This is a genomic window from Candidatus Blastococcus massiliensis AP3, assembly GCF_000582785.1.
GTDB classification, from domain to species: Bacteria; Actinomycetota; Actinomycetes; order Mycobacteriales; family Geodermatophilaceae; genus Blastococcus; species Blastococcus massiliensis.
In genome coordinates this window covers 70,706-84,247 of record NZ_HG931174.1, presented here as the reverse complement: position 1 = coordinate 84,247, position 13,542 = coordinate 70,706, and the positions used below count along the sequence as shown (strand labels likewise).

Annotated in this window: 14 protein-coding genes and 3 pseudogenes; 16 read left to right on the top strand and 1 reads right to left on the bottom strand. The window is 75.1% G+C overall.

The features are described 5' to 3' along the window. The 3 genes and pseudogenes from BN344_RS20695 to BN344_RS08850 form a co-directional block, all read left to right on the top strand. A pseudogene (locus BN344_RS20695) lies at positions 1 to 470 on the top strand (thiamine-phosphate kinase); the annotation flags it as partial. Next, positions 454 to 993, top strand: a complete 540-nt coding sequence (locus BN344_RS08855; RefSeq protein ID WP_051515744.1) for a GNAT family N-acetyltransferase — start codon at positions 454 to 456, stop codon at positions 991 to 993. The pseudogene BN344_RS20695 and the gene BN344_RS08855, both read left to right, overlap by 17 nt. After that, a complete protein-coding gene (locus tag BN344_RS08850; protein ID WP_040338232.1) occupies positions 981 to 1,613 on the top strand; it encodes a cytidylate kinase-like family protein in 633 nt (210 codons plus the stop codon). The genes BN344_RS08855 and BN344_RS08850 overlap by 13 nt, the downstream gene beginning before the upstream one ends. Before the next feature lie 80 nt (positions 1,614 to 1,693). On the opposite strand, the gene rpmB is transcribed toward BN344_RS08850, so the two are convergent. Further along, positions 1,694 to 1,876, bottom strand: coding sequence for a 50S ribosomal protein L28 (gene rpmB / locus BN344_RS08845; RefSeq protein ID WP_425427062.1), 183 nt, complete (start codon positions 1,874 to 1,876; stop codon positions 1,694 to 1,696). Positions 1,877 to 2,069: 193 nt separating this feature from the next. Between rpmB and BN344_RS08840 the strand changes: the two genes are divergently transcribed. The 13 genes and pseudogenes from BN344_RS08840 to BN344_RS20685 all read left to right on the top strand — a co-directional run. After that, positions 2,070 to 3,686, top strand: a complete 1,617-nt coding sequence (locus BN344_RS08840) for a DAK2 domain-containing protein (RefSeq protein WP_040338231.1) — start codon at positions 2,070 to 2,072, stop codon at positions 3,684 to 3,686. 27 nt (positions 3,687 to 3,713) lie between these two features. Further along, positions 3,714 to 5,897: an ATP-dependent DNA helicase RecG gene (gene recG / locus BN344_RS08835; protein ID WP_040338993.1), complete on the top strand. Its 2,184-nt coding sequence runs from the start codon at positions 3,714 to 3,716 to the stop codon at positions 5,895 to 5,897. Then, complete coding sequence (gene rsmD, locus BN344_RS08830) at positions 5,894 to 6,448, top strand: 16S rRNA (guanine(966)-N(2))-methyltransferase RsmD (RefSeq protein WP_040338230.1); 555 nt, start codon at positions 5,894 to 5,896, stop codon at positions 6,446 to 6,448. The genes recG and rsmD overlap by 4 nt, the downstream gene beginning before the upstream one ends. After that, a complete protein-coding gene (gene coaD / locus BN344_RS08825; RefSeq protein WP_040338229.1) occupies positions 6,445 to 6,933 on the top strand; it encodes a pantetheine-phosphate adenylyltransferase in 489 nt (162 codons plus the stop codon). The genes rsmD and coaD overlap by 4 nt, the downstream gene beginning before the upstream one ends. Continuing rightward, the gene (locus BN344_RS08820) at positions 6,930 to 7,604 is read left to right on the top strand and encodes a hypothetical protein (RefSeq protein WP_040338228.1); all 675 of its coding nucleotides are present in this window, start codon (positions 6,930 to 6,932) and stop codon (positions 7,602 to 7,604) included. The genes coaD and BN344_RS08820 overlap by 4 nt, the downstream gene beginning before the upstream one ends. Then, positions 7,601 to 8,386, top strand: a complete 786-nt coding sequence (locus BN344_RS08815) for a nucleoside phosphorylase (RefSeq protein WP_197022293.1) — start codon at positions 7,601 to 7,603, stop codon at positions 8,384 to 8,386. Before BN344_RS08820 ends, BN344_RS08815 begins: the two co-directional genes overlap by 4 nt. 143 nt (positions 8,387 to 8,529) lie before the next feature. After that, positions 8,530 to 9,177, top strand: coding sequence for a YceD family protein (locus tag BN344_RS08810; RefSeq protein WP_040338227.1), 648 nt, complete (start codon positions 8,530 to 8,532; stop codon positions 9,175 to 9,177). A gap of 2 nt (positions 9,178 to 9,179) precedes the next feature. Then, positions 9,180 to 9,359, top strand: a complete 180-nt coding sequence (gene rpmF, locus BN344_RS08805; protein WP_040338226.1) for a 50S ribosomal protein L32 — start codon at positions 9,180 to 9,182, stop codon at positions 9,357 to 9,359. Between the two features lie 35 nt (positions 9,360 to 9,394). Further along, positions 9,395 to 10,147, top strand: coding sequence for a ribonuclease III (rnc, locus tag BN344_RS08800; RefSeq protein ID WP_040338225.1), 753 nt, complete (start codon positions 9,395 to 9,397; stop codon positions 10,145 to 10,147). Between the two features lie 4 nt (positions 10,148 to 10,151). Next, positions 10,152 to 11,045: a bifunctional DNA-formamidopyrimidine glycosylase/DNA-(apurinic or apyrimidinic site) lyase gene (gene mutM, locus BN344_RS08795; protein ID WP_040338224.1), complete on the top strand. Its 894-nt coding sequence runs from the start codon at positions 10,152 to 10,154 to the stop codon at positions 11,043 to 11,045. 179 nt (positions 11,046 to 11,224) lie between these two features. After that, the gene (locus BN344_RS08790; protein WP_040338223.1) at positions 11,225 to 11,413 is read left to right on the top strand and encodes a hypothetical protein; all 189 of its coding nucleotides are present in this window, start codon (positions 11,225 to 11,227) and stop codon (positions 11,411 to 11,413) included. Between the two features lie 84 nt (positions 11,414 to 11,497). Then, positions 11,498 to 12,646 (top strand): annotated as a pseudogene (locus BN344_RS20690) (chromosome segregation SMC family protein); the annotation flags it as partial. 424 nt (positions 12,647 to 13,070) lie between these two features. Further along, positions 13,071 to 13,542, top strand: a pseudogene (locus tag BN344_RS20685) (hypothetical protein); the annotation flags it as partial.

Below are 13,542 nucleotides of genomic sequence, written 5' to 3'. Positions count from 1 at the left end.
CCGTGCTGCGCCGGGGCTTCAGCAGTCCGTTGGCCGCGGTCGCGGCGCACCGCCGGCCGGCGCCGCCGTACGCGGCCGGCCCGGCCGCGGCGGGAGCGGGAGCCACGGCCATGTGCGACGTCAGCGACGGTCTGCTCGCGGACGTGGGCCACCTCGCGACCGCGAGCGGGGTGGTCGTCGACCTGGACCGGGCGGCGCTGGTCCGGGCCTGCTTGGTCCCCGAGGGGCCGCTGCAGCAGGTCGCGGCCGCGCTGGGCGCCGACCCGCTGGTCTGGGTCCTGACCGGCGGCGAGGACCACGCCCTCGTGGCGACCTTCCCGCCCGACACTCCGCTGCCCGACGGCTGGTCGGAGATCGGATCCGTGCGCGCGGCAGGGCAGGATGCCGGCGTGCTGGTGAGCGGCGAGCCGGCCGACGCGGTCGCACGAGCGCTCGGGGCGGAGGGGACGGGGCATGCGCACTTCGGCTGAGCACTCCCCGGACGGGTCGGTGGTGCGCCTGCGTGCGCTGCCCTACGAGGACCCGCTGGCGCAGTACCTGGTCGAGCAGGTGCAGCAGGAGTACGTGGCCCGCTACGGCGGGCGCGATGCGGCTCCGGTGGATCCCGCGGACTTCCGCCGGCCGTCCGGGCTGTTCCTCGTCCTGGAGGTGGACGGGGTCCCCGCCGGCTGCGGGGCCTGGCGGGTCTATCCGCCCGGCGGCGTGGAGGTCAAGCGGGTCTACGTCGGGCCGGCCTTCCGGCGCCGGGGGCTCGCCCGGCACATCATGGCCGCGCTCGAGCACAGCGCTGCCGTCGCGGGTCACCGGTCGGTGGTGCTCAACACCGGCCAGCAGCAGCCCGAGGCGATCGCGCTCTACGCGGAACTGGGCTACCGGCCCGTGCCGGGCTACGGCGTGTACGCCTGCGCCCCGGACGCCGTGTTCCTGGGCAAGGACCTCCCTCCGGTGGACGGCGGGGCGGACGGCGGAGAGGGGATCTCATGGGCGTCGTGACGGTGTCGGCGGCGTACGGGGCGGCGGGACCGGAGGTCGCCCGGGCCGTGGCCGAGCGGCTGGCGCTGCCGTTCCACGACCGGGCGATCCCGGTGGAGGTCGCCGGCCGGCTCGGCGTTCCCGTCGAGGAGGCCGAGGCCAACGACGAGACCGTGGTCCGGGGCCTGTGGCGGCTGGTGGCGAGTCTGGGCACCATGCCCGATCCGGTCGGCGGGGTCGTGCCGACCGCGGTCCTGCCGGACGCGCGCGCCTACCGCGAGCAGACCGAGCGCGTCCTGGCCGAGATCGCGTCGGAGTCCGGCCCCGGCGGGGTGGTCCTGGGCCGGGCGGCGGCGATCGTGCTCGGGGAGCGGCCCGACGTGCTCAACGTCCGTCTCGGCGGATCCCGCGGGCGCCGCCTCGAGGCGGCGGTCCGGCGGTACGGCCGGCCGGTCGAGGAGGTGCGGCGGGAGATGGAGGCCAACGATCGGGCCCGCGAGGCCTACGTCCGCCACTTCTACCGGGCCGATGCGTCCTCGCCCCGGCACTACCACCTGGTGGTGGACAGCACCGCCCTGCCGGTGGAGACGGTGGTCGACGTGGTGGTCACCGCCGCCCGCAGCCGCGGCATCGGCTCCTGACACCTGCCCTCAGCACGACGAACCCCGGAGGTCGGTGACCTCCGGGGTTCGTCGTGATGTCCAGCTGTCGTACGGAGCCGTCAGGCGCGCACGACCTTGCCCGCGCGGATGCACGAGGTGCAGGCGTTGATGCGCCGGCGGTTGCCCGGGGCGATCAGCGCCCGCACGGACTGGATGTTCGGGTTCCAACGGCGCGGCGTGCGGCGGTGCGAGTGCGACACCGACATACCGAAACCGGGGCCCTTGCCACACACATCGCACACGGCAGCCACGGTGGATCACTCCCAGACTAGGTATTTCACAGACGGATCGTTCAGAGACGGCGGGGCAGGGCAGGCAGCACCCGCGACAAGACCGTGGAGGAGTCTAACCGTTCCTCCACAGGCATGCCGCCACTGGCCCCGCCGAGGACTGCGCCACGCCTGTGTCGTCGGTCTCCACGGGTACCCTCCGGCCGTGCTGCAGGCCCTGGACGAGGCGGCGGTCGGCCGATGGTGCCGCACCGCGGTCGAGGTGCTGTCCGCGGCGCGCGGCGACCTGGACGACCTCAACGTCTTCCCGGTGCCCGACGGGGACACCGGCACCAACCTGCTGCTCACCGCGCAGGCTGCGCTCGCCGCCGTGGACCGGGAGGGCGGCCGGACCACCGAGCCGGTCTGGTCGATCCTGTCGCGCGGCGCGGTGCTGGGCGCGCGGGGCAACTCGGGCACGATCCTCGCGCAGCTGATGCGCGGGATGGCCGACCAGCTCGCCGGGCAGGAGCCGGCCGACGGGCCGACCCTCGCCGCGGCGCTGCAGAAGGCCGCCGAGACCGCCTACGGGGCGGTCGCCGACCCCGAGGAAGGCACGTTCCTCAGCGTCGCCCGGAGCGCGGCCGAGGCGGCCGTGGCGGAGGCCGGCGCGGGCCGCACCTCCCTCTCCGAGGTCGTCACGGCGGCCGCGGACGGCGCCCGCGAGGCGCTCGACCGCACGCCCGGCCAGCTGGCGGCGCTGCGCGAAGCGGGGGTCGTGGACGCCGGAGGAGCCGGGCTCTGCCTGGTCCTCGACGCCCTGGTCACCACCGTGACCGGCGTGGAGCCGGCCCGGCCGCCCCTCGCCCGGCGGCCCGAGCCCGGGCACCGGCACGACCACCGGCACGACCACCGTCCGCACCAGCCACCCCCCGGCCCGGGCAGCGAGGTGCAGTACCTGCTCGCCGACGCCGACGAGGCAGCCGTGGAGCGGCTGCAGCGCCGGCTCGCCGAGCTGGGCGACAGCCTGGTCGTCGTCGGCGTGGACACGCCGACGGGCCGCGAGTGGAACGTCCACGTGCACGTCACCGACATCGGCGCCGCCATCGAGGCGGGCATCGAGGCCGGGCGGCCCTACCGGGTCTCGGTCACGCCGCTGGCGCCCGTCCGCCCGCCCGAGCCGGTGGCCGAGACGCGGGCGATCATCGCCGTGGTGGCCGCCGACGGGCCGGGCGACGTGTTCACCGAGGCGGGCGTCCGCGTCGTCGTCTGCGGTCCCGACGGCGTGACCGAGGACGACGTCCTCGACGAGATCGTCGCCTCCGCCGCGCAGGAGTCGGTGGTGCTGCCCAACGACCCGGAGCTCATCGCCCTCGCGGGTCGCGCCGCCACCCGCGCCCGCGAGCTCGGCCGGGAGGTCGGCGTCGTCCCGACCCGCTCGCCCGTGCAGGGGCTGGCCGCGTGCGCCGTCAGCGACCCGGGCCGCCGCTTCGGCGACGACGTCATCGCGATGGCCGAGGCCGCGGCGGCCACCCGGTGGGCGGAGGTGACGCTCGCGGAGCAGGAGGCGCTGACCTCGGCCGGCCGCTGCCAGCCCGGCGACGCGCTCGGGTCGGCCGAGGGCGACGTGGTGGTGATCGGGCAGGACCTCGCGTCCGTGGCCTGCGACCTGCTCGACCGGCTGCTCTCGGCGGGCGGGGAGATGGCCACCCTGCTCGTGGGCAGCGACGACGACCTCGGCGACGCCGTCTGCCGGCACCTCAACTCCGTCCACCCCACCATCGAGGTCGTGCGCTACCCCGGCACCTCGGGCGCGGCAGCCTTGCAGGTCGGCGTCGAGTGAGCCGGGGAGGCTGAGGTGGCCGTCAGCATGCGGACCCCGCTGACGCGGGTCCTCGGACCCAAGACCGCCACGGGCATGAGCGAGGGCCTCGGCCTCGAGACGGTCGGCGACCTGCTCCGGCACTACCCCCGCCGGTACGCCACCCGTGGCGAGCAGACCGACCTCGCCGACGTGGAGGTGGGCGACCGGGTGACGGTGCTGGCCCAGGTCCGCAGCGTGACCACCCGGCCGATGCGCAACCGGCGGGGTTCGCTGACCGAGGTGGTGGTCGGGGACGGCAGCGGCCGGATGAAGCTGGTGTTCTTCAACCACCGGCACGCGCAGCTGAAGCCGAACGCGTGGGGGATGTTCGCCGGCACGGTGGGGGAGTGGCGCGGCGAGAAGCAGTTCGCCCACCCCGACATGCACCTGCTCGACGGGGCCGACGACGACGCGGACTGGGCGCGGGCCCTGATCCCGATCTACCCGGCGACCAAGGACGTCTCCAGCTGGGTGATCCAGAAGTCGGTCACGCTGCTGCTCGGGGCGTCCGGTGGGCTGGGCGAGCTGGTCGTCGACCCCCTGCCGGAGGACATCCGGTCGCGGCACGGCCTGCTGTCGCTCCCCGCGGCCCTGCTCGACATCCACCGGCCCACCACCATGGACGACGTCGAGCGCGCCGCCGCCCGGCTGAAGTGGGACGAGGCGCTGGTCCTGCAGCTCACCCTCGCCGCGCGGCGCCGGGCGGCCGCCCTGGAGCCGGGGATCGCGCGTCCGCGCCGCGCCGGCGGCCTGCTCGACGCCGTCGACGCCGCGCTGCCGTTCGACCTCACCGAGGGCCAGCGCGAGGTGGGGGAGGAGCTCGCCGCGGAGCTGGACCGCGACCAGCCCATGCACCGGCTGCTGCAGGGCGAGGTGGGCTCGGGCAAGACCGTCGTGGCGCTGCGCGCGATGGCGCAGGTCGTCGACGCCGGCGGCCAGGCCGCGCTGCTCGCCCCTACCGAGGTGCTCGCCGGCCAGCACGCCCGCGGGATCCGCGCCCTGCTGGGCCCGCTCGGCCGGGCGGGCGAACTCGACGGCGACGCCGACGGCACCCGCGTCACGCTGCTCACCGGCTCGCTCAAGGCGGCGGCCAAGCGGCAGGCCCTGGCGGAGGTGGCCGACGGCAGCGCCGGCATCGTGATCGGCACCCACGCGCTGCTGCAGCAGGGGGTGGAGTTCGCCGACCTCGGCCTGGTCGTGGTCGACGAGCAGCACCGGTTCGGCGTGGAGCAGCGCGACGCCCTGCGCGCCAAGGGCAACCGCCCGCCGCACGTGCTGGTCATGACCGCCACGCCCATCCCGCGCACCGTCGCCATGACCGTCTACGGCGACCTGGAGATCTCCACGCTCCGTCAGCTGCCCAGCGGCCGCGGTGGCGTGTCCAGCTCGGTCGTCCCCGCGACGGAGAAGCCCGGCTGGGTGGACCGGGCCTGGGCGCGGCTGCGCGAGGAGGTCGCCGCCGGCCGCCAGGCCTACGTCGTCTGCCCGCGGATCGGCGACGTGACGGGTCCCGACGACGAGCCCGAGGACGCCGACGGCGCCCCCGCCGGGGACGACGACGGCCGCAGCGAGCGGCGCCCGCCGCTGGCCGTGCTGGACGTGGCGGAGCTGCTGCGGTCCGGACCGCTCGCGGGGCTGCGGCTGGACGTGCTGCACGGTCGCCTGACGCCGGAGGAGAAGGACGCCGCCATGGGCGCGTTCGCCGCCGGCGAGACCCAGGTGCTGGTGGCGACCACCGTCGTCGAGGTGGGCGTGGACGTGCCCAACGCGACCGTCATGGTCGTCATGGACGCCGACCGGTTCGGCGTCAGCCAGCTGCACCAGCTCCGCGGCCGGGTGGCCCGCGGCAAGCACCCCGGGCTCTGCCTGCTGGTCACCGAGGCGCCCACCGCGTCTCCGACCGGGCAGCGGCTGGCCGCCGTCGCCGCCACCTCCGACGGCTTCGAGCTGGCCCGGCTGGACCTCGAGACCCGCCGCGAGGGCGACGTGCTCGGCGCCGCGCAGTCGGGTCGCCGCTCCGGCATCCGGTTGCTCTCGCTGCTCGAGGACGAGGAGCTCATCGCCACCGCCCGGACCGAGGCCACCGCGCTGCTGGCCACCGAGCGGGGGCTGGCCGACCATCCCGGTCTGGCCGCCGAGGTCGCCGCGCTGGCCACCGACGAGCGCGCCGACTACCTGGAGAAGGCATGACGCGGGTCATCGCCGGGCTGGCCGGGGGCCGGCGGCTCAAGGTGCCACCGGCCGGGGTCCGGCCGACCGGCGACAAGGCCCGGGGGGCGCTCTTCAACAGCCTCGGCTCGCTGCTGGAGCTGGAGGGCGCCGCCGTCCTGGACCTGTACGCCGGTTCGGGTGCGCTCGGCATCGAGGCGCTCAGCCGCGGCGCGCGGTCGGTGCTGTTCGTGGAGTCCGGCGGCGGGGTGCTGCCGGTCCTGCGGGCCAACCTCGCCACCGTCGGGCTGCCCGGCGGGCGGGTGCAGCCCGGCTCGGTGTCCACCGTCGTCGCCGGTGCCGCGCCGGAGGCGTTCGACCTGGTGCTCGCCGATCCGCCCTACGCGACCCCGGTGGACGAGGTGCTCACGGTGCTCGGATCGCTGGTCGCCGGTGGGTGGCTGGCCCCCGGCGCGGTGGTCGTCGTGGAGCGAGGGCGGCGCGAGGAAGCGTGGGAGTGGCCGACACCGCTGATCGGGTTGCGCGATCGGCGCTACGGAGAGGCCGTGCTCCGGTACGGTCGCGTGTCGTGAGACGTGCCGTGTGCCCTGGTTCGTTCGACCCGGTCACGAACGGCCATGTCGACGTCATCCGTCGCGCCTCGGCGCTGTACGACGAGCTGATCGTGGCGGTGCTCGTGAACCCCGGCAAGGCCGGGTTCTTCTCCGTCGAGGAGCGCATGGAGCTGATCCGCGAATCCGTGGCGGACCTGCCCGACGTCACCGTCGACAGCTTCACCGGGCTGCTCGTCGACTACTGCCGCGACCGGGACGTCCCGGTGATCGTCAAGGGCCTGCGCGCGGTCAGCGACTTCGAGTACGAGCTGCAGATGGCCCAGATGAACCGCGAGCTGGCCGGCATCGAGACGCTCTTCGTCCCGACCGCGCCGCAGGTCGGGCACCTCTCCTCGAGCCTGATCAAGCAGATCGCCACCTTCGGCGGTGACGTCTCGCGCCTGGTCCCGGCGGCCGTGAACGACCGGCTGCGCGAGCGCGCGGCTCGCGGGAACTCGTCGTGACCCGTCCCCGCACGCACAACACCGAGGTCGTCTACCGGCTGTACGAGACGGTCGACGAGCTCACGACCGTCATCGAGAACGCGCGCAACGTCCCGATGTCGGGCTCCTGCATGGTGCCGCGCGACCACGTCCTCGACCTGCTCGACGACCTGCGGGAGTCCCTGCCCGAGGACGTGCAGGCCGCCGGCGCGATCGTCGAGCAGCGCACCGAGATCCTGCAGCAGGCCCAGGCGGAGGCCGAGCGGCTCACGACCCGGACCCGCGACGACGCCGAGCAGGTCCTGGTGCAGGCGCAGCACCAGCGCGACGAGCTCCTGGGTGCCGCCCGGCGCCAGCGCGACGAGCTCCTCGCCCAGGCGCAGGCCGATGCCGAGCAGCTGCTGGTCGACGCCGAGGCCGAGGCCGAGGCGTTGATCGCGGAGGGCCGGCGACGTCGCGAGGCGATGATCGCCGAGGCCCAGGTCGAGCACGAGCGGCTCATGACCGAGACCGAGGTCTACCGCACCGCCGTCGCCCGGGCCGACGAACTGGGCGCCCAGGCGCACACCGACGCCGCGCGGATGCGGTCGGAGGTCGACGAGTACGTCGACACCCGGCTGGCCGACTTCGGAACGGCGCTGGAGCGGATGCTGCGCTCGGTGGAGAAGGCCCGCACCACGCTGCGCGAGTGACGGGGATCCGCCCCGGCACGACCTCCGACTTCCCTCTCGCGGAGTTCGACGGGGACTCGCCCGCGTTGATCGATCCCTCCGAGGGCGTCGTCATCACCGGAGACGTGCCCGAGCGCGTGGTCGTGTGCTTCTTCCGCGACGTGATCGACGAGCTCTGCGGAGAGGGTCGCGCCGACGTCGTGGCCGAGACGACGTGGGAGAGCGGCACGCACCACCTGTACCGGCTGCCCGTCGACGGGGGTCATGTCGGGGTCTTCCACCCCGGTGTCGGCGCCCCGCTCGCCACGGGCGTCCTCGAGGTGATGATCGCCAGCGGCGGCCGTACGTTCGTCGCCTGCGGCGGTGCAGGAGCGGTGATCCCCGGCCTGGCGCTGGGCCATGTCGTCGTCCCGGATGCCGCGGTCCGCGACGAGGGGACCTCATACCACTACCTCCCGGCGAGCCGGGAGGTCGCCGCCGACCCGGCCGTGACCGCCGTCCTCGCGGCGGTGCTGGCCGAACGCGACATCCCGCACGTCGTGGGGAAGACGTGGACGACGGATGGCATCTACCGGGAGACCCAGGCCAAGATCGCCGCCCGCCGGGCCGAGGGGTGCCTGACCGTGGAGATGGAGACGGCCGCCTTCTTCGCGGTCGCCCGCCACCGGTCGGTGACGTTCGGCCAGTACCTGTACGCGGGCGACGACGTCAGCGGCAGCGTGTGGGACCACCGCCGGTGGCAGACGTCGTCCGCGCGGCGCGACCTGTTCTGGCTCGCGGTCGCGGCGGTCCTGCGGCTGTAGCCCCTCGTCGCGCGGCCGGTCCCGGTGCGGTCACCTCACCGGCACCTGCCTGCTGTCGCTGGTCGGGTAGGCTGGTTGCTGGTCCGATCGCCGGTGGTCCGCCCCGGGTCGACCTCCTCCCACTACCTACCGCGAGTACCGACATGCCTGCCGCTCCTGCGCACCGACGCGACGCCGCCTCCCTCGAGGCCCGGCGTCCGTCCGCCAACCCCTGGAAGCTCGACCTCCGGGAACTGGGCCGGCGCGCCGGGGCGATGCAGGAGCTCGACCGCACGGTGCCCGCACCGGAGGGCTGGAAGGTCGAGCTCATCGGCGTCCCGGCCGGCGCGGACGTGCACCTGCGGCTCCGGCTGGAGTCGGTGATGGAGGGCGTGCTCGTCTCCGGCGAGATCCAGGCACCGCTCGTCGGCTCCTGCGCCCGCTGCCTCGAGCCGGTCGAGGACACCCTGACCCTCGACGTCCAGGAGCTGTACGCCTACGAGGGCAGCACCACCGAGGCCACCAGCGAAGAGGACGAGGTGCGCCTGGTCGAGGGCGACTTCCTCGACCTGGCCCCGATGGCCCGCGACACCGTCGTCCTCAGCCTGCCGCTGTCGCCGGTCTGCGACGAGGACTGCGGCGGGCTGTGCGTCGACTGCGGCCAGCGCATCGACGACCTGCCGGCCGACCACTCGCACGAGGTGATCGACCCCCGCTGGGCCGGCCTGGCTCAACGCTTCGGCACCTCGCAAGCCGAACCTCTCGCCTCCTCGCCGGGTACCCCCGGCGACGACACCACCAAGGAGAACTGATCGTGGCCGTTCCGAAGCGGAAGATGTCCCGCGCCAACACCCGCATGCGCCGCTCGCAGTGGAAGGCCACCGCCCCCACGCTCGCGCCGTGCCCCAACCGTGCCTGCGGCGAGCTCAAGCCGCCGCACATCGCGTGCCCGAACTGCGGCCAGCACTCCGGTCGCCAGGTCCTGTCGGTCTGATCGGCGAGCGCATCGCCGGAGGGACGACGGCCGCTGTGACGCACCCGGACGAGGCTGCGTCGGACGGCCGTCCCCCCGGTGGGCCGGAGCACGCCGAGCAGGCAGCCGCCTGGGCTCGCGACGCCCTCCAGGTCGAGCTGCCCGATGCGCTGCTCTGCCTGGCCCTGACCCACCGCTCGTTCGCGTACGAGAACGGCGGCCTGCCGACCAACGAGCGCCTGGAGTTCCTGGGCGACTCGGTGCTCGGTCTCGTCGTCACCGACGAGCTCTACCGCAGCCAGCCGGACCTCCCCGAGGGCCAGCTGGCCAAACTGCGTGCGTCCGTGGTGAACATGACGTCGCTGGCCGGCGTCGCGCGGCGGCTCGGCGAGGACGGCATCGGCCCGCACCTGCTGCTCGGCCGCGGCGAGGAGACCACCGGCGGCCGCGACAAGGACTCGATCCTCGCCGACGCGGTCGAGGCGCTGATCGGTGCGGTGCACCTGGGCTGCGGCCTGGACACCGCCTCGGCGCTCGTCCACCGGCTCTTCGACCCGCTGCTGGTCGAGGCCGCCACCCGGGGCGCGGCCCTGGACTGGAAGACCAGCCTGCAGGAGCTGGGCGCGACGCTCGGACTGGGCGCCCCCACCTACCTGACCGAGGACGAGGGTCCCGACCACGCCAAGACCTTCAGCGCCTCCGTGCTGCTCGCCGGCACCGTCCGCGGGCAGGGGCGCGGTCGCACCAAGAAGGCGGCCGAGCAGGTGGCCGCCGAGGTGGCCTGGCGCGCCCTGTCCGCCGAGGCCTGACGCCGTGCCCGAGCTGCCGGAGGTCGAGGTGGTGCGCCGGGGCCTGGAGCAGTGGGTCGCCGGCCGCACCGTCGCCGAGGTTCAGGTGCGCCACCCCCGCGCCGTCCGCCGGCACCTGGAGGGCACCGAGCACTTCGTGCAGGCGCTCACCGGCCGCACCCTCACCGCAGCCCACCGTCGCGGCAAGTACCTGTGGCTCCCGCTGGCCGAGCCCGACGGCACCCCCTCGGGCCGGGCCCTCGTGGGTCACCTCGGCATGAGCGGGCAGCTGCTGGTCGAGAAGCCCTCGGCGCCCGACGAGACGCACCTGCGCGCCCGCTTCACCTTCACCGACCGCGGCCGCGAGCTGCGCTTCGTCGACCAGCGCACCTTCGGCGGCCTCGCGGTCGAGGACCTCGGCGGCGACGACGCCGTGCCGACGCGGCTGGCGCACATCGCCATCGACCCGCTGGACGAGTCCTTCGACGTCGACGCCTTCTCCGCGGCACTGCGCCGCCGGCGCACCGAGGTGAAACGGGCGCTGCTCGACCAGACGCTGATCGGCGGGGTGGGCAACATCTACGCCGACGAGGCGCTGTGGCGGGCCCGGCTGCACGGGGCCCGGCCCACCGACCGGCTCACCCGGAGCCAGGTGGCCGACCTGCTCGACGGGGTCCGCGACGTGCTCGGCGAGGCGCTGGCCCAGGGCGGCACCTCGTTCGACTCCCTGTACGTGGACGTCAACGGGCAGAGCGGCTATTTCTCCCGGTTCCTCGCCGTCTACGGCCAGGCCGACCGGCCCTGCCCCCGGTGCGGGACGCCGATCCGGCGCGAGTCGTTCATGAACCGCTCGAGCTACAGCTGCCCGGTCTGCCAGCCGCGCCCGCGGGCGTCGTCGGCCCGTTCCCGCCGGTCGTGACGCCGCCGCGCGGCGTTCTCCAGGAGTGACGAAGACGACACCGCCGCGACACCCGCAGTAGGTAGGCCTCGCGTTGACCTGCGTCTCCAGGCCTGTCACCCTGGACATACCACAGCTCGCGCCGACCGTCACCACGGGGCGCCGGGCCCACCTCCTCGCTCGGAAAGGCCGTCGCAGTCATGGCCAAGGCCCTGTTCGGTCACGTCGTAGCACCCGCGGAACTCCGCCTCGTCGAGGAGAACGCGGTCCTGCGGGGCAAGGTGCGCCGGCTGGAGCAGGAACTCGAGGAGCTCCGCGCCCAGCGCGACGCGGCCATCGCCCACGAACTGCTCTCCCTCACCGGCGACAACGAGCCCGCGCTCGCCTGATCAGCCGAACCTTTCCGTCACACGCGTAGCAGGCGGCCCGGAGATGCGGGGTCCGGAGCCTCCGCTCCGTTAGGTTGCCGTTCTGTGCACCTCTCCAGCCTGACGCTCAAGGGCTTCAAGTCCTTCGCGTCCGCGACGACGCTCCGGCTGGAGCCCGGCATCACCGCCGTCGTCGGCCCCAACGGGTCGGGCAAGTCCAACGTCGTCGACGCCATCGCCTGGGTCCTCGGCGAGCAGGGCGCGAAGAGCCTGCGCGGCGGCAAGATGGAGGACGTCATCTTCGCCGGCACCGCCGGCCGCCCGGCCCTGGGCCGCGCCGAGGTGACGCTGACCATCGACAACTCCGACGGCGCGCTGCCGATCGCCTACACCGAGGTGTCGATCACCCGGCGCATGTACCGCTCCGGTGAGAGCGAGTACGAGATCAACGGCGACAAGGTGCGCCTGCTCGACGTGCAGGAGCTGCTCAGCGACTCCGGCATCGGCCGCGAGATGCACGTCATCGTGGGCCAGGGCCAGCTCGACGCCGTCCTCTCCGGCCGCCCCGAGGACCGCCGCGCCTTCATCGAGGAGGCGGCCGGCGTCCTCAAGCACCGCAAGCGCAAGGAGAAGGCGCTCCGCAAGCTCGACGGGATGCAGGCCAACCTCGACCGGCTGGCCGACCTCACCGCCGAGCTGCGCCGCCAGCTGAAGCCGCTGGGCCGGCAGGCCGAGGTGGCCCGGCGGGCGGCCGGGGTCCAGGCCGACCTGCGCGACGCCCGGCTGCGCCTGCTGGCCGACGACCTCGTCCAGCTGCGCGACGCCCTGGACAAGGACGTCGCGGACGAGACCGCGGCCCGGGAGCGCCGGACCGCGGTGGAGCGGGACCTCGCCCAGATCTCCCGGCGGGAGGCGGAGCTGGAGTCCGGTCTGGCCGAGAGCGCGCCGCGGCTCGCCGCGGCGTCGGAGACCTGGTACCGGCTCTCCGCCCTCACCGAGCGGTTCCGCGGCGTCGCGTCGCTGGCGGGGGAGCGGTCCCGGCACCTGTCGGCCGCCGCGCCGGCTCCCGCCGCTGGTCGCGACCCCGACCAGCTGGACGCCGAGGCCGACCGGGTCGCGGCCAACGAGGCCGAGCTCGCCGTCGGGCTGGAGGCCGAGCGCGCCCGGCTGGCCGGCGTCGTCGCCGAGCGCGGCCGGCTGGAGTCCGATCTCGCCGAGGCCGAACGCGCCTGGGTCGCCGCCGCCCGAGCCCTGGCCGACCGGCGGGAGGGGCTGGCCCGCCTCTCCGGCGAGGTCGCGGCCGCACGGTCGCGGGTCACCGCAGGACAGGCCGAGATCGAGCGGCTGGCCCTCGCTGCGGCGGAGGCCGCCGAGCGCGCCGAGGTGGCCGGGGGGGAGTTGGCGGACCGGCGGTCCTCGGTCGCCGAGCAGGACGACGCCGACGTCGCCCTGGTCACCGCGCACCAGGACGCGGTCGCGGCCCACGCCGCCGCCGCCGCGGCCGTCACCGATCTCACCGCCGCCGAGCGCGCCGCCGAACGCGACCGCGCCTCCTGGCAGGCGCGCCGCGACGCCCTCGCGCTCGGCCTCACCCCGGTCGACGGGGCTGCCGCCGTGCTCGGCGCGGGGCTGCCCGGGGTCCTGGAGGCGGTCGCCGAGCGGCTCACCGTCCACCCGGGTGACGAGGTGGCGCTGGCCGCGGCGCTGGGCGGGATGGCCGACGCCGTCGTCGTGTCCGGGGCTCGCCGACGCCGCCGGCGCGCTGGAGCGGCTGCGGACCACCGACGGCGGGCGGGCCGGGCTGCTCGTCACCGGCGGGCTGCCGCCGGTGCCCCGCGACGGCTGGCCCGAGCTGCCTGCCGGCGCGCGCTGGGCGCTGGACGCCATCGACGTGCCCGAGGATCTGCGCCCCGCGCTGACCCGGACGCTGGAACGGGTCGCGCTCGTGCCGGACCTCGCCGCCGCCGTGGAGCTCGTGGCCACGCACCCGCGCGTCCGCGCCGTGACCGCCGACGGCGACCTGCTCGGTGCCGACTGGGCACTGGGCGGGCAGCGGGACGCGCCGTCGAACCTGGAGGTGCGGGCCCGCGTCGACGAGGCCGACCGGGAGCTGCGCGCCGCGATCGAGCGCGCCGCCGGGCTGGCCGACG